Raw genomic sequence first — 18,107 nt, 5'->3', positions numbered from 1 at the left:
CGTGCGGTCGGCATAAACGGTCGGAGTCGGTGAGCGGTCGGCGTCGATTGGAAGGCGGCGTCCGGTGGTCGGTGTCTCGCGGCGTCCGGCGGCTCTCGCTTCGGGAACGCCTATACGAAGCCGGCGTTTAGGCGGGAGTAATGACTGACGAAGCCGCGAACGCGGGCTGGTTCGCCGGGGTCGAGCCGGGCGGGGACGGTGCGCGTGAGGCGATACGGAACGGGTCGGCGGCGGAGCCGGATGCGTGGCCGGAGCGCGCCGTCGAGGCGGGCGTCGTGGATTCAGAGGACGACTACTACGAGTGGCTGCACGAGGCGACGGTGGCGGCGACGCGGGAGGCGGTTCGGGAGCGCGAGCGCGCGGACGACCGCCAGCTCGTGCACGCGATTCGGACGGTGGACGACCTGGCGAGTGAGGTGAACGAGCTCGCAGAGCGCCACGCGGAGTGGGCGGGGTCGCTCTTCGAGGGGTCGGGGTCGGGCGTCGAGTACGCGCGGTCGGTCGCGGGCCGGGAGACCGCGACGCCGGTCGAGGAGCGCGTGGTCTCGCTGGCGGAGCGCGTCGTCGACCTCGCCGAGGAGCGCGAGGCGACGCGGGCGTTCATCGAACGGCAAGCGCCGGCGGTCGCGCCGAACCTCGCGGCGCTCGCGGGGCCGGTGCTCGCCGCGCGCCTCGTGGAGCTCGCGGGCGGGCTCGAAGCCCTCGCGAAGATGCCGTCGGGGACGGTGCAGGTGCTCGGCGCGGAGGACGCGCTGTTCGCACACCTCCGCGGGCACGCGCCGTCGCCGAAGCACGGCGTCATCTTCACGCACGAGTACGTCCGCGGCACGCGGCAGGAAGACCGCGGGTCGGCGGCGCGCGCGCTCGCCGGGAAGCTCACCATCGCGGCGCGCATCGACCACTACTCGGGCGACCGGCGGCCCGAGCTGGAAGCCGAGCTGGACGAGCGCATCGCGGCGATTCGCGCTCGCGCCGACGCGGGCGACGGAGGCGAGAGCGATGACTGACCACCTTCCGGCGGGCGTCGAGCGCCGCTCGTTCGACGGCGAGGAACACCTCGCGACGGAAGGCGAGCCGGTGTACGGCGAACCCGTACGCGGCGGATGGCGGGCGTGGAACCCGCATCGGTCGAAGCTCGGTGCGATGCTCGAAGCCGGGATGGACACCGGGCTCGCGGGCGGCGACGCGGTGCTCTACCTCGGCGCGGCGAACGGGACGACGGCGAGTCACGTCGCGGACTTCGCGGGCCCCACCTACGCGGTGGAGTTCGCGCCGCGGTCCGCGCGCGACCTCGTCGACGTCGCGGAGGGGAGGGGAAACCTCTTCCCGCTGCTGAAGGACGCGCGGAAGCCGGAGACGTACGCGCACGTCGTCGAAGCCGACGTGGACGCCGTCGTGCAGGACGTGGCGACCCGCGGACAGGCGCGCGTCGCGGTGGAGAACGCGGAGTTCCTCGCGGACGACGGTCGGCTCGTCGCGGTCGTGAAAGCGCGGAGCGAGGACGTCACCGCCGACCCCGAAGCGGTCTTCGCGGACTTCCGAACCGACCTCGAAGCGGCCTACGAGATACTCGACGCCGAGCGGTTGGAGCCGTTCCACGACGACCACCTCGGCGTCGTCGCGCGACCGAAGTAGGGCGCGGCGAGAGCAGGGCGCGCCGGCTTCCGGAACTATTTACCTCGCGCCGGGGAAATCACGGGCAGATGGTGTCGGGACTGGGTTCGCCGGACGCGTTCGACCGACTCGGGACGCTCGGCGTGGAAGAAGAGTTCTACGTCGTCGACGACGCGGGCCGACCGGTGTCGGGGAGCGACACGCTCGTCTACGGCAACGACCCGTCGGGGATACTCGAAGGGCGCGTGGACCACGAGCTCTTCAAGACGGTGTTGGAGACGCAAACGCCGCTCATTGAGGACCCCGCGGAGGCGGCGGCGACCGTGCGCGACGTCCGTGACGCGCTCGTCGAGTACGCGGGCGAGCACGGGTTCGGCATCGCCGCGGCGGGCCTCCACCCGGCGGCGGAGTGGCGGACGCTCGAACACGCCGAGAAATCGCGGTACCGCTCGCAGCTCGACCGCATCCAGTATCCGCAGCACAGGAACACGACCGCGGGCCTGCACGTGCACGTCGGCGTCGACGACCCGGACGCGGCGGCGTGGGTGGCGAACGAGCTCCGCTGGTACCTTCCGGTTATGCTCGCGCTCTCCGCGAACTCGCCGTTCTGGAACGGCTACGACACGGGGCTCGCGTCCGCTCGCGCCGTCGTCTTCGAGAACCTCCCGAACACGGGGATGCCGACGACGTGGGACTCCTACGCGGAGTTCGCGGAGTTCGAGCGGCTGATGGTGGAGGACGGCTCCGTCGAGGACAGGGGCGAGCTCTGGTGGGACGTCCGCCCGCACTCCGGACACGGGACGGTGGAAGTACGAACGCCGGACGGCCAGTCTGACCCGGCGGTCGTCGACGCGTTCGTCGAGTACGCGCACGCGCTCGTCATCGACCTCGCCGAGCGGTACGCGGACGGCGAGGACGGCTACCGCCACCGCCGCGAACTCCTCGACGAGAACAAGTGGCGGGCCGCCCGCTACGGCCACGACGCCTCCTTCATCGACAGGGACTGCAGCGGAACGATCTCCCTCCCCGAGGCCGTCGAGCGCGAGTGCGACCGGCTCGGCGTCACGGGTCTCCGCGACGTCCTCGACCGGGAGAGCGGCGCGGAACGCCAGCGACGCCTCTGTGAAGAATCCGGGCCTGAAGCGCTCTACCAGTCGCTCACGCTCTGAACCAAGGGTTTTTATCCCGAGCGGTGCTTTTGTTCCTCCAGAGACGACTTATGCCTGAGGATTCATCTGACGCGCCGGAAGAGGGACGGTCCTCCAGAGGGCGCATCGACGAAGGCAAGGAGCGCGCCGTCGCCGGTTTCGACGAGGGCGTCGTCGACATCCTCTCCTGGCTCCTCGACACCGAGACGCGCGCTCGCATCTACGTCTACCTCCGCCAGAACCCGTGGAGCACGAGCGAGGAAGTCGCGGACGGCACCGGCCTCTACCCGAGCACCGTCCGGGAAGCGCTCGCGGAGCTCGCCGACGAGGACACCGTCGACCGCCGGAAGCGCGAGAGCGAGGGCGCGGGGAACAACCCCTACGAGTACACGGCGATTCCGCCGAGCGACCTCGTCGGCGGCGTCGTCGGCCGCGTCCAGGACGAACTGAACACCGTCTTCAATCTCGACTCGAAGCTCGGAAGCGAGGAAGCCGCCGACGAAGAGCCCGTGCGCATCGAAGTCGAGGACGCGCGCGACGAAGATTAATCTAATTCTGAACCCCAACGGCTAAACGCGCGGGACGCTTCCGCGGCCGTATGAACGTCGCCCTCGGCGGGACGTTTGACCCGATACACGACGGCCACCGCGCACTCTTCGAGCGGGCCTTCGAACTCGGCGACGTCACCGTCGGCCTGACGAGCGACGACCTCGCCCCGAAAACTCGTCACACCGACCGGCCGGTCCGCTCCTTCGACGAGCGGAAAACCGACCTCGAAGCCGAACTCGAACCGCTCGCCGCCGACTACGACCGCGACTTCGACGTCCGTGAACTCACCGAACCCACCGGTATCGCCACCGAACCGGGCTTCGACGTCCTCGTCGTCTCCCCGGAGACCGAGGACGGCGCGGAACGCATCAACGAAATCCGCGAAGAACGCGGCCTCGACCCCCTCGACGTCGAAGTCGTCCCGCACGTGAAAGCCGAGGACGGCGACATCATCTCCTCCACCCGCATCGTCAACGGCGAAATCGACGAACACGGCCGCGTCCTCGAGTAATTCGGCTGTCGAATCGGACCCGCTGCGCCGCGTCGTGTTTCGCTCGTGTTACCAGTCGGGCGTGCGGAACCCCGCGCCGTCGAGGAGGTCCTTCCACCGGCTCTGGATGGAGAGCCGGGAGACGTCGGCGGCGTCGGCGACCTCGGTCTGCGCGCGCTGGTCGCCGACGAGCAGCGCCGCCGCGTACACGCTCGCTGCGAGCACCGCGCGCTTCGACCGGTCCTCGTCGGGGAGCTGGGAGAGGAAGAGGTCCTGCGCCGTCGAGCGCGCCTCCGCGTCGAGGTCCAGCCGCTCCGCGACCGCCTCCAACTCCGCCAGCCACTCGCCCTGATCGACCTGGTCACCGGCTCGATACATACCACTCACTCCGTCGGTTTCGTACTTAAACCCACGGCGGGAGCGACACCGTTAACTCGGCCAGTCGGCTACCCCTACTCGCGCACGGGTAGCCAAGCCTGGAAACGGCGTAGCGCTTAGGACGCTATCCCGTAGGGGTCCGCCGGTTCAAATCCGGTCCCGTGCATTTTCTGCGCGAGCGTAGCGAGCGAGAGAATCACCGAGCGGATTCGAAGCAGGGGGTAAATCTCCGATTTGCGACCGTGGTCTGGCGTGACGAACGGACGTGAGGAACGCCAGAGTACGGAGTGAAAGCGCTCATCGTTCAAATCCGGTTGTGTCGTCGCGGTTCGGGCGGCGTGCGGTCAGTCGTCTTCGGCAGTAGGGCGAGCGTCGTTGGCAGGACGGGCGTCGTCGGTGTGGCGGGCGTCGTCGGTGGGGTCGCCGGCGCGGAGTTGGGTGAGTGCGTAGACGTAGGTCGCGCCGCAGTCGCAGTGGGTGATGCCGTCGAGTTCGTCGGCGTCGTCGGTGTCGAGTCGTTCGCCGCAGGGGCAGTCAATCGTGAGCGAGGCCATCGTTCGGTGGACTGTCGGTGAGCGCGCGGTCGGTGGTGGGTTCGGTGTAGGTGAGGTCGCCGTCGTCGTAGACGGCGACGGAGAGGCCGGTGTCGTCGAGGCGGATGGTGGCGTGGTCGAAGTTGGGCTGGTAGACGTTGTAGTGGTTGCCGTCGCGTTCGACGGAGTTGCGTTCGTGGAGGAGGTTGCGCTCGGTGAGGACGGAGATGCGTCGGTAGATGGAGGAGCTACTGGCGTCGAGTTCGTCGATGAGTTCGGTGGCCGACATCGAGCGGCGGGCGGTGAGCTGGAGGATTGCCTGGACGCGTTCGTCGCCGAGGATGTCGAAGATGTCGTTTGGTTGCCATTCGTTCGCCACTACGTACCCCCTCGTATGGTGTGTACCTATCGTCGCGGGTCGCCGTCACGACCGCGCGTTACTGGTTAGGTAATTCTGGTATTGCTTCGGGTAGAAAAATGCACGGCGGTCGTTCCAGCGGTGACTGGAATCGGGTCGAGCCGGTGGTTTTCGGGGCGCGTCGAGGTCACGAGCAGTGGTGTGTCTCGGTGAGTCGAGGTGTGAGGGTGGCACAACCCTTTTGCCGGGTGCACTGGTCGGTTTGAGTAATGACTGAGCCGCGGGAACTGGTGGGTGACATCGTCTCCGATGTCGATGCGCTGATGTTGTTCTCTCCGAGTAGCTCGTACCACGAGCGCGCGGCGGCGGTCGACGGCGTCGAGCTCGTCGTCGTCGCGAAGGAGAACAGCGTGGATGCAGAGCAGTTCGTGGAGCTCCCGCTGGAGTTCGACGAGCTGACCGAGCGCGTGCGGTTCGGGATCGAGGGCGCGCTCGATAACGGCTTCGTGTCTGACGGGGACATCTTGGCGTGTGCGGCGCGCGTGTTCGGCGACGACATCGATACGGTGTCGCGGGTTCGCGCCGACGAGGACCGCCATTCGGGCGTCTACGACCTCTTCGTGAACTCGCGGGCGGACCCGGCGGTCATCCGGGACGTCCTCGACGTGGTCATCGAGCTGGGGAAGAAGGGTCAGAAGGGGAAGCCGGTCGGGGCACTGTTCGTCGTCGGCGACGCGGGGAAGGTGATGAACAAGTCCCGCCCGCTCTCCTACAACCCCTTCGAGAAGAGCCACGTGCACGTCGGCGACCCCATCGTGAACGTGATGTTGAAGGAGTTCAGCCGGCTGGACGGCGCGTTCGTCATCAGCGACGCGGGGAAAATCGTGTCCGCGTACCGCTACCTCGAGGCGTCCGCCGAGGGCGTCGACATCCCGAAGGGGCTGGGGACGCGGCACATGGCGGCGGGCGCGGTGACGCGAGATACGAACGCGATTGCCGTCGTTCTCTCCGAGTCCGACGGGCTGGTGCGCGCGTTCAAGGGCGGTGAACTCGTGCTGGAGTTGGATCCGGAGGGGTTCTAATGTTCGACGTCCAGGGCGTGACGGGCGAGAACTTCCGGTACGTCGTCGCGCTCGCCGTGCTCTTCGTCGGCCTCGTGACGGGCTACCTCGTCGGGCGAGTGAACGAACGCGTCCTGCGCGCCGCGGGGATTCCGTCGGCCGTCGAGGGGACGAGCGTGGAGCGGTCGGCGCGCCGCCTCGGCACGACGACCGTACAGGTGATGGCGCGCGCGAGTTCGTGGTTCATCTATCTCGTCGCCGCCCTCATCGCCCTCCAGATCGCCGAAGTCGTGCCGACGCAGCTTCTCTGGGCGCAGGCCGGCATCCTCCTCCCGCGCGTCGTCGTCGCCGTCGCCGTGTTCGTCGTCGGTCTCGTCGTCTCGGATAAGGCGGAACTCCTCGTCTCCGAGCGACTGCGCGGCGTGAAAGTCCCCGAGATCAACGTCGTGCCGCGCGCCGTGAAGTGGAGCATCGTCTTCGTCGCCTCCCTCGTCTCCCTCGGCCAGCTCGGCGTCGCGACGGACGCGCTCATCGTGCTGTTCGGCGCGTACGCCGTCGCCGTCATCGTCTTCGGCGTCGCGGCGACCCGCGACCTCCTCGCGGCGGCCGCGGCCGGCGTCTACCTCCTCCTCAGCCAGCCGTACGGCATCGGCGACCGCGTCGCCGTCGGCGACCACGAAGGCATCGTTCAGGAGGTCGACGTCTTCGTGACGCGTATCGAGGAGGACGGCCGCGAGTATCTCGTCCCGAACCACCTCGTGATGCGGCGCGGCGCGACGCTCGTCCGGGAGTAGAAGCAGTGTGAGCCGGGTTCGACAGACGACTCGGCCTCGGACTCAGTCTCGTTCTATCGGCTCCGCGGGGACGCCGGCGACCGTCGTTCCCTCGGGCACGTCTTCGGTGACGAGGGAGTTCGCGGCGACCTGTGCGTCCGCGCCGACGGTGACGCCGGGGAGGACGATTGCCCCCGCGCCGACCATCGCGCGCTCGCCGATTTCGACCTCGCCCGTCCGGTATTCGTCCTGGAGGAACTCGTGGCAGAGGAGGGTGGCGTCGTAGCCGACGATGGCGTCCGCGCGGACGGTGACGAGGTCCGGCCAGAAGACGTCGGGCGTCGCTTCGAGGCCGACGGTCGCGCCGGCCTCGACGGTCATGCCGAGTCGCCGGTAGAGCCAGTTCTTCACCGTGAGGCTCGGGCAGTGGCGCGCGAGCACGATGAGGGCGTAGTTGTAGGCGACGCGGAGCGGGTGGCGGGCGTCCGGCCAGTGGCTGAGGGAGTTCCCGCCGCCGGGCGTCGGGTGGCGGTCGAGGGTGTCGTGTCGCCGGGGCACACCTGAATGGGGGCCGTCGAGCCGCTTCAACCCCGTGGATTTCGACTATTGTCGTAGCCCAGATTTATGGTCGTCGAATGGTTGTGGGCGAGTATGCACTCAACGGCTACTCGAATCCCCGCAAGCGTCGACTCGCCGAACGCGAAACTCGTCTACCTCTACCTCGCGACGAACGGCGGCGCGTCGCTCACCGACGCGAAGCGCTCGCTCGACATCCCGCAGATAACGCTCCTCAGCGTCCTCAAGACGCTCCGGAAGCACGACCTCGTCGAACACGACGGCGACACCTACACCGTCGAGGCGGACGGCGCGGCCGCTCCCGGGCGTGAGCGCGTCGAAGCCTGAAAAGGAGAGAAACCTATCGTTCGACGGGCGTGAACGAACCCGTGATGTCCCAGTCGTGGATGCACCGAACGCTTCCGGTCTCCGCGGCGACCTCCCAACTTCCCTGGTCCGGGTTCCATCGCTCGTCTCGGCCGCACTGTACGCAGGACCGCTCGGACGGCGTGCGAATTACACTCATACTCGTTCTTGAGTACCTTCACCCCTATAAACTCATCCACCGACGCGAAAATTCCCTACTCGTCCCAGAAGGCGTCGATCTGCGCGCCGAGGAACTCCGGCGTCATCCGCACGAACTCCGCGCGTTCTTCCGGGCCGAGGTAGGGGTAGACGGAGCGCGGCGCGCCCTTGACGTACCGACCGCCGGCGAGCACGCGCACGCCGCGTTCGTCCGCGCCGCGGATGACGCGCCCGATGGCCTGCCGCGCGCGCCGGACGGCGGGGACGGTGAGCGCGTACTCGAAGGCGTTGTCCTCGCCGAACGCGTCGCCGTACGCCCGCCGGGTCGCGCGGACGCGCGGCGACCCGATCTTGACGAGGGGGACGCCGACGACGCAGCACGCCGCGAGCTTGTCGCCGTCGTAGTCCACACCCTCGGTGAGCGTCCCTCTCGTGGAGGTGACGAGGACCTTCCCGGGACCGCGGAAGAACCGGTCTTTCAGGTCGTCCGTCGCCTCGTTCGACGACGACTCGTCGACGAGCACCGGCTTCTCGACGACGCCACGGAGGTAGTCGGCGGCCCACGCGGCCTCCCGGTAGTTCGGCATGCAGACGAGGACGTTCCCGGGGGAGCGCGCGACGGTACGTAAGACCTGTTCGTACTCGCCGCGCGTCCGCGTGTCCTCGCCGGGGTCGCCGCGGTTCCGCGCCGTGAACGCCGTCGCGTCCACCGTGAAGGACGCGCGGTTCTCCTCGGGGAACGGGAGGTCGTACGTCCGTTCGATGACGGGCCGCGGCTCGTCGCCGTTCGCGAGCCGGTCGAGGCCCGTCACCGCTCGGAAGACGTCGATGGGTTCGAGGGTCGCGCTCATCAGGACGCCGCCGCCGAGCTCGCCGAGGACGCCGGCGACTTCGCGCGCCGGCATGCAGTTGTACTGGACGAGCCCGGGGTTGTACGTCCCGAGGTACGCGCGGGCTTCGCCGACGTCGCCCGGCGAGTGTTCGAGTTCGATTTCGCGGAAGTAGGTCGCGTGGCCGCGCTCCCACCACCGCCCCATGATGACGCCGACGGCCGCGCAGACGCAGTTCCGGTCGTCGCCGAGGGCTTCCTCGACCGCGCCGCCGACCGCGGCGAGCGCGCGCCACAGCCCGCCCGTGTGCCCTTCGCCTTCCGCCCACCGCGTCAGCTCGTCGGGCGCGACCACTTCGGGTTCTCGCAGCGGGATCTCCACGTCCTCCTCCGGGTACTCGTCGAACGCCGCGAGGTGCTCCTCGACGCGCTCGTCCAGCCACCGCGTCACGTCCGCGTAGAAATCCCGTGCGGCCTTCACGTCCTGGAGGCGCACGTCGCGGCCCGCGAGCTCCTCTTGGACTTCGGCTTTCGCCTGCTTCGACTGGTTCGCCTGGCGGACGAGTTCGGAGAGGTCGTTTCGCGCGCGAACGAGGGTCGAGCGGCCGACGCGGTCGGAGAGGAGGCCGCGGACGCGCTCCTCGATGCGGTGGGCTTCGTCGACGACGACGAACGTCGACTCGTCGAGGAGGCCTTCGAGGAGCGGGCGCGTGTCGGCGTCGAAGAGGTGGTTGTAGTTCCCGACGACGACGTCCGCGTGCTCTAAGAGGACGGACTGAACGCGGTGCGGGCAGGTGCCGGCCTCGACGGCCGCGGGGAGGAAATCGTCGCTCGTCACGACGGAGTGCGCTCCGACGGAGAAGTCGACGGGCGAGCCTTTGTCGCGGCCGTACCAGTCGGCTTCGAACGGGCAGAACACGACGTCCTCCTGGCCGTCTGCGAGGTCTGCGGGCGCGGTCGGCTGGTGGCGGACGTACGGGGACTCCGCGCCGGCCGTCGACAGGCTGTTCGCGAGCGTCTCCGGGTCGTCCGCGCGCGCCGACTTCGCGAGCTCGCGCCCTCTCGCGGGGTTCCACCACGGATCGTCCGGCGTCTCCGAGCGCAGCTTCGTCAGCTCCTCGATGCGCTGACCGTCGTGGCCCTCGCCGCCCTCGACGAGCCCCGACGTGGTCTCCCGAAGGTCCTCACAGCGGTCGTTTACGCCCTGCTCGCCGAAGAGGTCCTCGCGGCCGTACGGGCAGAGGTCGCGCTTCCCCACGAGCGAGACGCCGCGGAGCGGGTCGTCGAGCCCGGCGTTCATCGTGCGGAGGTCGTCGACGAACTGCTCCAGTTGTTGTTTCACCGGCGTCACGACGAGCACGCGCTCGAACTGGCTCGGCCCCCGAACCAGGGTCGCGCCCGCCGTCAGCGCCGCCATCGTCTTTCCCGTCCCGCACGGGCCCTCCATCGCGAGGAAGCCCCCGTCGCGCGCCGCGTCGAGCGCCGCCTCGACGGCGTCCGCCTGGTTCTCGTAGGGCTCGTCGAACCCGAAGAACTCCCCCCACTCCGGCGACGTCGCGGCGTCAGACATCTACGATAGTTCTCGCCGCCCTCCCGTATCAACCCCCGGATTCTCGCCGTCCGCGAACTCGACGTCCGTGAACGCGAAGCGCGCGCCGCCCGTCGCCCCCTCCGCGACCGCGACCGTCCACCCGTGGGCGCTCGCGATGTCCCGGACGATAGTCAGTCCGAACCCGGACCCGCCCGAGCGCGTCGAGAACCCGACGTCGAACGCCGACTCCCGCTTCGACTCGGGAATGCCGGAGCCGTCGTCCTCGACGAAGAACCCTGTACGAGCCGGTTCGTCAGACGGCGAGGTGCCGGTGGTCGGTGAGGCCTCGGTTTCGCTGAGGGTGTCGATGTGGATGGTGACGGGGTCGTCGTTGTGCTCGCGGGCGTTCCGGAAGAGGTTGGCGAGGGCCTGTTCGAGGCGGTTCTGGTCGGCCATGACGACGGCGTCTGTGCGGACGTCGAGGGTGATGCCGTCGCCACCGATGTCGCGGTGGACGGCGCGTGCGGCGTCGGCGAGCGAGACGGGGGCGAGGTCGGTGACGGTTTTGCCCTGCCGGGCGAGGAGGAGGAGTTCTTCGAGGAAGTCGTTCATGCGGTCGGTGGTGGCGCGGACGGTGTCGAAGTGCGCTGGGTCCCCGGTCTGTTCGGCGAGGTCGGTGTAGCCGTTGATGACGGTGAGCGGGGTGCGGAGGTCGTGGGCGACGATGCGCGCGAACTCGTCGAGGCGGGTGTTCTGGCGTTCGAGCTTCCGGGTGGCGCGCTCGCCGTCGGTGACGTCCTGAATGAGGACGACCCAGCCGTAGGCCGCGCCGCGCGCGGTGAGCGGGGAGCGCGTGAGTTGGACGATGCGCTCGGCGTCGTCGTTGAGCGCGGTGCGGAGTGTCGGTTCGCGCGTCAGGTCGTCGTAGGCGGGGAGGCAGTCTGCGGCGTCCGCGCCGAGGACGCGGTCGGCGGGGCCGAGGAAGGGTTCGGCGGCGGGGTTCAGGTCGACGACGCGCTCGCGTTCGTCGAGGACGACGACGCCGTCGCGGAGCTGTGCGAGCACGACGTCCCAGGCGACCGGGATGATGTCGAGGGCCTGGTAGCGGAAGACGGCGACGCCGAAGAGGACGGCGGAGCCGGCGAGCGAGACCGGCGTGAGGTTCACGCCGAGGCCGGCGACGGGCGGGAGGTCGAGCACCTCGAAGACGTTGAGTGCGAGCGGGACGAGCGCGCCGACGGCGAGGAGGAGGGATTGCCGGCGGAGCGGCGCGGTCGCGCGGACGGCGTGTCGGACGATGAGCCACGCGCCGGCGAGGATGGCGACGTAGCCGTAGGCGAGGAAGAGGCTGTAGAGCGGCCCGCTCTCGGTGTCGAGGACGACGAGCGAGCCGTGGGTTTCGAGCGACGCGCCGGTGAGCGCGAGCGAGGAGGGGTTCGTCGGGAGCGCGACGAGGAGCGCGAGCGGGACGACGAGGAGCGCGCCGACCGTCCACGGGCGCACCCAGGCGTCGCGGCGGGCGTACGTCAGCGCGAACACCAGCCACGCCGGCGGGACGAACACCGCGCCGACGTGTAAGAGCGCGTAGGCGAGGAGTTTCGCGTCGAGCGTCGTGCTCGCGAGCTGGACGGCGTAGACGCCCGCCCAGACCGTGACGGCGAAGCAGAGCGCGACGAACGGCCGGACGTGTCGCCGGTCGCTCTGCCGCAGGACGGCGAGGCCGTAGACCCCCCAGATGAACGCGGCCGCGGCCGCGCCGAACGACAGGAGGACGAACGGGGACGACTGCCAGTCCATCCGCTCCTCACTCCCCCTCGTCTTTGTCGACGCGCGTCGAACTCACTCGCTGAGACATTCGGTTCCTCGATACCTGTGCGTCGGCAACCCATATCACCGTTTCCCTCCCCGAGAACGCCCGGCGTGCCCGCGCGCCGACGCCACGTCTATCCCCGAGACGCGCGAACGGCGACGTGTGATCGAACGCATCTGGTACGGCTGGACGGAACCCGGAGACGCCGACGCCTACGAAGCACTCCTCGCCGACGAAATCGCGCCGCGCTTCCGCGCGGAGAGCGACATCACGGGCTTTCGCGTCGGCCGCCGCGACCGCGACGACGACGTCGAGTTCGTCACCACCATCACCTTCCCTGATTGGGCCGCCGTCGAATCCTTCGCGGGCGAGCAGTACGCGGAAGCCCACGTCCCCGACGCCGCACGCGAGGTCCTGAAGGACTGGGAGGACACCGCTCGGCACTACGAGGTCCGCGAGCTCTGACTACGAGAAGGGGAGGTCGAGTGGGACGTCGCCGACGGTGTAGCCGTCGACGCTGCCGTCGGGGCGGGTGCGGTAGACGGCGGCGGGGCGGTGGCGGACGCCGGGGGTCTCGCCGCGGACCTGCCGCCAGTCGTCCGCGAAGAAGGAAGAGCAGTCGACGAGGAGGACGACGCCGCCGTGTTCTTTCAGCTGGCCGGTCGCTTTCGACGCCGCGGTCTCCTTGACGGCGGCGACGGGCGTGCTCGCGCGGCGGCGGGACGGCGGCGTCGGGCGCGTGACTTCGACGAGAACGTCGCGGCCGCCGTGTTCGACGGCGTAGTCGAGGGAGTGTCCGGTGTCGACCGGAATCTCGGGGGTGAGGTCGTAGCCGGCGTCGTGGAGGAGGCGGGCGGCGTTGAACTCGCCCATCGCGGCGCTCATCCGCTGATGATCGAGGTATTCGCTCGTCCCGAGTTTCCCCGCCATGACGTGGCGGTGGTCGTCGAGCGCCCCGCTGGAGAGGAAGTCCTCGTAGAAGCCGAGGGCGTCGTCGCGGGAGGCGTCCGGGAAGCCGCCGGCGTGCTCGTCGAAGAAGTTTCGCGTCGTCTCGCGGCCGTCCTTCGAGAGGAAGACGGGGAGGAAGAACCAGGAAACATAAGGATATGGTTCGAGCCACGGCGTCTCCTCGTGGAGCTGTGCCGTGAGTTCGCGGGTCACCCACCGGGAGAGCTTCCACGGAACCTCCTCGAAGCCGTACTTCTCGGTTCGCCAGAGCGCCTTCGGCGTCTCCGTGTTCCCCATCCAGTAGGCGTCGTCGTCGCGCCACGCGAACAGCGCGACGTCGCCGTTCGCCATGTCGAATCGGCGCGCAGTGTATCCTCCGGGGGGTTTGAACCACGGGGTCGACATCTCCGCGCCGATGTTGCTGTCGAGCGAGGAGAGGAGTTGACTTCGCACGCGACCGTCGGACCAGGATTCGGTCGAGTGCCGGAACCGGAGGGGTCGTGCCACACCTAGAAGCATTCGCTCCCGCGACATACGTCTGTCGCGTGCCGATATGGCCCGGTTCGACAGACGGGGCAGTGCCGGTATCCAGTCCTACCGCCAGGGGGCGTCGTCGGGGTCGAAGAACCGCTCGCCGCGGTCGAGTTCGAGGAGGCGCTCGTAGTCTTCGGCGTCGAGGGAGAGGTCGTGGGCGGCGTAGTTGTCGCGGAGGTGCGCGTCGCTCGTCGCTTTCGGGATGGGGGCGACGGTGTCGAGGGAGAGGTGCCAGGCGAGGATGACGCGGGCGGGGCTGACGGCGTGTTTCTCGGCGACGCTCCCGATGATGGGGTCGTCGAGGAGTTCGCGGCGGCCGAGCGGGGCGTACGCGACGAGCGGAATGTTGTGCTCGCGGCCGTACGCGCGGAGGGCGTGCTGCTGGAGGTAGGGGTGGAGTTCGACCTGATTCGCGAACACGGGCGCGTCGAGGACGTCCCGCGCTTCGTCGAGGAGGTCCGTCGTGAAGTTCGAGACGCCGACGTGCCGGGTCTTCCCGTCCGCGTAGAGCTCGTCGAACGCCGGGAGCGTCTCCTCCGGGTCGTACGCGCCCGTCGGCCAGTGGACGTAGAGGAGGTCGACGGAGTCGACGCCGAGGCGGTCGAGGCTCGCCGCGGCGCTCTCGATGACGTCGTCGTACGCGAGGTTGTCGGGGTGAATCTTCGTCGCGAGGAAGACGTCCTTGCGGGGGACGTCGGCGCGGGCGACGCCGTCGCCGACGGCCGCCTCGTTGTCGTACATCTGCGCGGTGTCGACGTGCCGGTAGCCGAGTTCGAGCGCGGTCTTCACGGTCTCCGCGCACTCCGCCGCGTCGTCGTTTCCGGACGTCCCGAGGCCGAGCCGCAGCGCCTGCTCCATGCGGGATTCCTTGTGACGGACAACCAAAGCCGTTCGGGGAGGCAACGTTATTAGTTGCGCGTCGGAAGGCGACTGTATGGAGCGAATCAGCACCGGCGTTTCGGGGCTCGACCGTATCCTCAAGGGGGGTCTCGTCCCGGGCCGGCGCTACCTGCTAGAGGGGGGGCCGGGGACCGGGAAGACGGTGTTCGGCCTGAAGTTCCTCGCGGCGGGCGTCGAGCGGGGCGAGACGGCGCTGTGCGTGAACTTCGAGGAGTCGCCGGACGCCATCCGGGCGAACGCCGCGGAGATCGGCCTCGACCTCGACGGCGTCGACTTCCTCGACCTCAGTCCGAGCCCGGAGGAAGCGCGGAACGAGGAGCCCTACACGGTGTTCGCCGCGGACGAAGTCGAGGGGCCGTCGATAACCGACCGCATCCTCGACGCCGTCGACGACCTCGAACCGGACCGCATCGTCATCGACCCCGTCACCCAGCTCGAACTCCTGTCGCCGGACGAGTACCAGTTCAGGAAGCAGATTCGGTCGCTCGCCACCTACTTGGAGTCGAAGGGCGCGACGGTCGTGTTCACGAGCCAGCCGGACGACACGGGCGGGCAGACCCTCCAGTACGTCACTGACGGCACCATCCTCCTCGAACGCGACCGGGACGTGCGGTACGTCCGCGTGCCGAAGTTCCGCGGGTCGGGCGTTCTCACCGGCGACCACGTCTTCCGCATCACGGACGACGGGCTGAAAGTCGCCCCGGAGCTCATGCCGGAGGCGTACGGGCAGTCGTTCGTCGCGGAACCCATCTCCTCGGGGATTCCGGAGATGGACGAACTCCTGCACGGCGGCCTCGAACGCGGCACGACGTCCGTTCTCAGCGGGCCGACGGGCGTCGGGAAGACGACGACGGGCACGCAGTTCATGAAGGAGGCCGCGGGACGCGGCGAGCGCTCCGTCGTCTACCTCTTCGAGGAGAACGAGGCGACCTTTATGGAGCGCTCGGAGGCCGTCAACATTCCCGTCAAGGAGATGCGGGAACGCGGCACGCTCTCCGTCGAAGTCATGGAGCCCCTCGAAACGACGCCGCAGGAGTTCTGCGAGGAGGTCCGCCGCGAAGTCGAAGAAGAAGACGCGCGCATCGTGATGATCGACGGCATCAAGGGGTACAGCGTCTCGGCTCGCGACGGCGAAGAATCCCACATGCGGCGGCTACACGCCCTCTGTCGATACCTGAAGAACATGGGCGTCACCGTCGTCCTCGTCGACGAAACCGCGTCCGTGACGGGCGAGTTCCGCGCGACCGACTCCAGTCTGAGCTACATCGCGGACAACATCATCTTCCTCCGCCACGTCGAACTCCAGGGAGAGCTCCGGAAGGTCATCGGCGTGCTGAAGAAGCGGACGAGCGGCTACGAGCGCCTCCTCCGCGAACTCGAAATCACGGCGAACGGCATCAAGGTCGGCGAGCCGCTGACGAACCTCCGCGGCATCCTCACGGGCACGCCCGAACTCGCCTCGAACCCAGACCCCGAGGGGCGTCGGCCGCCGTGGGCGAACGCGAACTGGGAGCCGCCGTGGCTGCGCGACGACCGCCGGCCGCCCTGGGAGCGCTGATGGCTGCGCCGGCAGACACGCTGCTCGTCCTCGTCGATCGGCCCCGCGACCGCGAGCTCCTCGCCGAGCGACTGCGGCCGAGACACGACGTCCGAGCGCCGTCGCCGCGGACCTTCGGGAGCGTGTCGGGCGACGTCGCGCTCGTCCTCGTCGACGCGCAGAACGCGACGCGTCACCGGAGCGCGCTCGCCGCGTGGTCGACGGAGACGCGCGTGTTCTCGCCGGTCCTCCTCTTCCTCGGGGACGACGAGCGCGCCGACGACGACGTCTGGCGGTTCGTCACGGACGTCATCCGGACGCCGGTGCGCCGCCGCGAACTCGACGCGCGCGTCGAGACGCTGCTCCGCCACCGCCGCGCGACCGTCGCGCTCCGCGAACGCGAAGCCGAACTCGCCGACCAGGCGACGCGCCTCGACCAGTTCGCCAGCACCGTCGCTCACGACCTCCGCAACCCGCTGAACGCCGCTATGGGCTGGCTGGACACCGCACGGGAGACCGACGATACCGCCGCCTTCGAGCGAGTGGACGCCGCCCACGAGCGCATGCTGACGCTCATCGAGGACGTCCTCGAACTCGCCCGGCAGGGCGACCTCGTCGGCGACCTCGAACCCGTCTCCTTGGACCGCGTCGTCCGCGCGTCGTGGTCGGACGTCGCCACCCCCGACGCCACGCTGACGCTCACCGACGACGCCGCCGACGCCACGCTCCTCGCCGACTTCGACCGCCTCTACGAACTCCTCGGGAACCTCTTCCGGAACGCCGTCCAGCACGCCGGCTCCGACGTCACCGTCACCGTCGGGGCTCTCGACGACACCTCGCACGATGGAGCGTCGACCACGGGGTTCTACGTCGCCGACGACGGCCCCGGGCTCACCGAGGAGGTCCGCGCCCGCCTCTTCCAGCCGGGCGCGCGCGGCGGCCCGAACGCCGGCACCGGCTACGGGCTGAGCATCGTGGCCGCCATCGCGGACGCCCACGGCTGGACCGTCGACGCCACCGAGGGCGACGCCGGCGGCGCGCGCTTCGAGATTCGGGGCGTCGAACGCCCGCCCGAGAACACGGAGGCCCAGTAACGCCGCACGCGACCTCGGGCGACCCGCCGCCGTCGGCATCGGAGTCGCCTCTCTCGTCGACGCCTCGGCCTGACGCGCGCCGGTCGAACCGCGGGTGTTTTAGGCCGCCCTCCGCCACTCGTAGGTATGTACGAGGCCGTCTACCCGTATCCCGTCGGCGACGCGACGGTGTCGCGGTTCGCCGCGACCCTCGACCGCGCCGGGTACGACGGAATGGTCGCCCGGTCGGTCACGTCCGCGGACGACCTGGTCGGCGCGCCCGACGCTCCCGAGGACTTCGACGTGGTCGACGCCGTCGAGGTCGTCGCGTCCGACCCGTCCTCCGCCGCCGGCGCGGTCGGCTCCCGCCGCCCCGAAACCACACTCCTCATCCTCCGCGGCGGCACGCCCGAACTCAACCGGTTCGCCGCCGAAGAACCGAAAGTCGACGTCCTGAGCGCGCCGATGGAGGCCGACGGCGACGTGAACCACGTCGTCGCGAAAGCCGCCCGCGAGCACGGCGTCCGCGTCGAATTCGACCTCGCCCCCGTCCTCCGGAAGACCGGCGGCCCGCGCATCCGCGCGCTCCGCGGCCTCCGGAAACTCCGCGAACTCGTCGAGCAGTACGACACCCCCTACGTCGTCTCCGCCCGCCCCCGCTCACACCTCCACGTCCGCGCCCCCCGCGAACTCCTCGCGCTCGGCGAGGAGATCGGCTTCAGCCGCGAACAGATCCGCCGCGGCCTCCGCGAATGGGGCGTCCTCGCCGAACGCAACCGCGACCGCCTCAACGACGACTACATCGCCCCCGGCGTCCGACGCGGCAGATACGACCCCGACGACTGGGACTAGCGCGCACAACACACCCGCCCGCTCGCCGTCTTCCGGTCTACTGAACCGGGGAATCTCGTGTCCTCCCCCGTCTGTCGAACCGGGGTATCCCGCATCCTCCCCGTCCGTC

Annotated in this window: 21 protein-coding genes and 1 tRNA gene; 13 read left to right on the top strand and 9 right to left on the bottom strand. The window is 69.4% G+C overall.

From position 1 onward, the window contains the following. Nucleotides 1-140: 140 nt before the first annotated feature. The 5 genes from IEY26_RS05535 to IEY26_RS05515 all read left to right on the top strand — a co-directional run bounded on the left by IEY26_RS05535 (nucleotide 141) and on the right by IEY26_RS05515 (nucleotide 3,822). Complete coding sequence (locus tag IEY26_RS05535; protein ID WP_188976646.1) at nucleotides 141-1,007, top strand: NOP5/NOP56 family protein; 867 nt, start codon at nucleotides 141-143, stop codon at nucleotides 1,005-1,007. After that, nucleotides 1,000-1,635: a fibrillarin-like rRNA/tRNA 2'-O-methyltransferase gene (locus tag IEY26_RS05530; protein ID WP_188976644.1), complete on the top strand. Its 636-nt coding sequence runs from the start codon at nucleotides 1,000-1,002 to the stop codon at nucleotides 1,633-1,635. The genes IEY26_RS05535 and IEY26_RS05530 overlap by 8 nt, the downstream gene beginning before the upstream one ends. Before the next feature lie 68 nt (nucleotides 1,636-1,703). Then, complete coding sequence (locus tag IEY26_RS05525; RefSeq protein ID WP_188976642.1) at nucleotides 1,704-2,783, top strand: glutamate--cysteine ligase; 1,080 nt, start codon at nucleotides 1,704-1,706, stop codon at nucleotides 2,781-2,783. 50 nt (nucleotides 2,784-2,833) lie between these two features. After that, the gene (locus tag IEY26_RS05520) at nucleotides 2,834-3,310 is read left to right on the top strand and encodes a helix-turn-helix domain-containing protein (RefSeq protein ID WP_188976640.1); all 477 of its coding nucleotides are present in this window, start codon (nucleotides 2,834-2,836) and stop codon (nucleotides 3,308-3,310) included. Nucleotides 3,311-3,360: 50 nt separating this feature from the next. Next, nucleotides 3,361-3,822, top strand: coding sequence for a phosphopantetheine adenylyltransferase (locus IEY26_RS05515; protein WP_188976638.1), 462 nt, complete (start codon nucleotides 3,361-3,363; stop codon nucleotides 3,820-3,822). 48 nt (nucleotides 3,823-3,870) lie between these two features. Here the strand turns inward: IEY26_RS05515 and IEY26_RS05510 are convergent, their stop codons facing one another. Beyond that, entirely contained in the window at nucleotides 3,871-4,179 is a 309-nt protein-coding gene (locus IEY26_RS05510) for a transcription initiation factor IIB family protein (RefSeq protein ID WP_188976636.1), read from the bottom strand. Nucleotides 4,180-4,261: 82 nt separating this feature from the next. Here IEY26_RS05510 and IEY26_RS05505 point away from each other — a divergent pair. Next, nucleotides 4,262-4,345: transfer RNA gene (locus IEY26_RS05505), tRNA-Leu, on the top strand. A gap of 178 nt (nucleotides 4,346-4,523) precedes the next feature. On the opposite strand, the gene IEY26_RS05500 is transcribed toward IEY26_RS05505, so the two are convergent. Together IEY26_RS05500 and IEY26_RS05495 are read right to left on the bottom strand one after the other, a co-directional pair. Then, the gene (locus IEY26_RS05500; protein WP_188976634.1) at nucleotides 4,524-4,733 is read right to left on the bottom strand and encodes a hypothetical protein; all 210 of its coding nucleotides are present in this window, start codon (nucleotides 4,731-4,733) and stop codon (nucleotides 4,524-4,526) included. After that, complete coding sequence (locus tag IEY26_RS05495) at nucleotides 4,714-5,091, bottom strand: helix-turn-helix domain-containing protein (protein ID WP_188976632.1); 378 nt, start codon at nucleotides 5,089-5,091, stop codon at nucleotides 4,714-4,716. The genes IEY26_RS05500 and IEY26_RS05495 overlap by 20 nt, the downstream gene beginning before the upstream one ends. A gap of 248 nt (nucleotides 5,092-5,339) precedes the next feature. Here IEY26_RS05495 and dacZ point away from each other — a divergent pair, with 248 nt between their 5' ends. Continuing rightward, nucleotides 5,340-6,152, top strand: a complete 813-nt coding sequence (dacZ, locus tag IEY26_RS05490) for a diadenylate cyclase DacZ (RefSeq protein WP_188976630.1) — start codon at nucleotides 5,340-5,342, stop codon at nucleotides 6,150-6,152. After that, nucleotides 6,152-6,925 carry a mechanosensitive ion channel domain-containing protein gene (locus IEY26_RS05485; RefSeq protein ID WP_188976628.1) on the top strand — a complete coding sequence of 258 codons (774 nt, stop codon included), beginning with the start codon at nucleotides 6,152-6,154 and terminating at the stop codon, nucleotides 6,923-6,925. The genes dacZ and IEY26_RS05485 overlap by 1 nt, the downstream gene beginning before the upstream one ends. A 42-nt stretch (nucleotides 6,926-6,967) precedes the next feature. Here IEY26_RS05485 and IEY26_RS05480 read toward each other — a convergent pair whose 3' ends face one another. Then, complete coding sequence (locus IEY26_RS05480; RefSeq protein ID WP_188976626.1) at nucleotides 6,968-7,462, bottom strand: acyltransferase; 495 nt, start codon at nucleotides 7,460-7,462, stop codon at nucleotides 6,968-6,970. Nucleotides 7,463-7,555: 93 nt separating this feature from the next. Here IEY26_RS05480 and IEY26_RS05475 point away from each other — a divergent pair, with 93 nt between their 5' ends. Continuing rightward, complete coding sequence (locus IEY26_RS05475) at nucleotides 7,556-7,807, top strand: TrmB family transcriptional regulator (RefSeq protein WP_188976624.1); 252 nt, start codon at nucleotides 7,556-7,558, stop codon at nucleotides 7,805-7,807. Between the two features lie 13 nt (nucleotides 7,808-7,820). On the opposite strand, the gene IEY26_RS05470 is transcribed toward IEY26_RS05475, so the two are convergent. Genes IEY26_RS05470 through IEY26_RS05460 form a run of 3 tightly spaced genes read right to left on the bottom strand, consistent with a single transcriptional unit; the run spans nucleotide 7,821 to nucleotide 12,141 of the window. After that, a complete protein-coding gene (locus IEY26_RS05470) occupies nucleotides 7,821-7,985 on the bottom strand; it encodes an HEWD family protein (protein ID WP_188976623.1) in 165 nt (54 codons plus the stop codon). Nucleotides 7,986-8,040: 55 nt separating this feature from the next. Then, the gene (locus IEY26_RS05465) at nucleotides 8,041-10,383 is read right to left on the bottom strand and encodes an ATP-dependent DNA helicase (protein ID WP_188976621.1); all 2,343 of its coding nucleotides are present in this window, start codon (nucleotides 10,381-10,383) and stop codon (nucleotides 8,041-8,043) included. Further along, nucleotides 10,384-12,141: a histidine kinase N-terminal 7TM domain-containing protein gene (locus IEY26_RS05460; RefSeq protein WP_188976619.1), complete on the bottom strand. Its 1,758-nt coding sequence runs from the start codon at nucleotides 12,139-12,141 to the stop codon at nucleotides 10,384-10,386. Between the two features lie 175 nt (nucleotides 12,142-12,316). Here IEY26_RS05460 and IEY26_RS05455 point away from each other — a divergent pair, with 175 nt between their 5' ends. Then, nucleotides 12,317-12,619 (top strand): antibiotic biosynthesis monooxygenase, encoded by a 303-nt coding sequence (locus IEY26_RS05455; RefSeq protein WP_188976617.1) that lies wholly within the window; start codon nucleotides 12,317-12,319, stop codon nucleotides 12,617-12,619. On the opposite strand, the gene IEY26_RS05450 is transcribed toward IEY26_RS05455, so the two are convergent. Together IEY26_RS05450 and IEY26_RS05445 are read right to left on the bottom strand one after the other, a co-directional pair. Continuing rightward, entirely contained in the window at nucleotides 12,620-13,609 is a 990-nt protein-coding gene (locus tag IEY26_RS05450; protein ID WP_188976615.1) for a DUF5784 family protein, read from the bottom strand. It lies immediately after the preceding gene. Between the two features lie 87 nt (nucleotides 13,610-13,696). Continuing rightward, on the bottom strand, nucleotides 13,697-14,494 hold the full coding sequence (locus IEY26_RS05445) for an aldo/keto reductase (RefSeq protein ID WP_188976613.1): 798 nt from the start codon (nucleotides 14,492-14,494) through the stop codon (nucleotides 13,697-13,699). Nucleotides 14,495-14,570: 76 nt separating this feature from the next. Between IEY26_RS05445 and IEY26_RS05440 the strand changes: the two genes are divergently transcribed. The 3 genes from IEY26_RS05440 (at nucleotide 14,571) to IEY26_RS05430 (ending at nucleotide 17,998) form a co-directional block, all read left to right on the top strand. Then, on the top strand, nucleotides 14,571-16,094 hold the full coding sequence (locus tag IEY26_RS05440; protein WP_188976611.1) for an ATPase domain-containing protein: 1,524 nt from the start codon (nucleotides 14,571-14,573) through the stop codon (nucleotides 16,092-16,094). Then, nucleotides 16,094-17,167, top strand: coding sequence for a sensor histidine kinase (locus tag IEY26_RS05435; protein ID WP_188976609.1), 1,074 nt, complete (start codon nucleotides 16,094-16,096; stop codon nucleotides 17,165-17,167). The genes IEY26_RS05440 and IEY26_RS05435 overlap by 1 nt, the downstream gene beginning before the upstream one ends. 126 nt (nucleotides 17,168-17,293) lie before the next feature. Then, nucleotides 17,294-17,998: an RNase P subunit p30 family protein gene (locus IEY26_RS05430; RefSeq protein WP_188976606.1), complete on the top strand. Its 705-nt coding sequence runs from the start codon at nucleotides 17,294-17,296 to the stop codon at nucleotides 17,996-17,998. Nucleotides 17,999-18,107 lie beyond the last annotated feature (109 nt).

Source organism: Halocalculus aciditolerans (genome assembly GCF_014647475.1).
Classification (GTDB): Archaea; Halobacteriota; Halobacteria; order Halobacteriales; family Halobacteriaceae; genus Halocalculus; species Halocalculus aciditolerans.
This window is presented reverse-complemented; position numbering and strand designations above follow the sequence as displayed.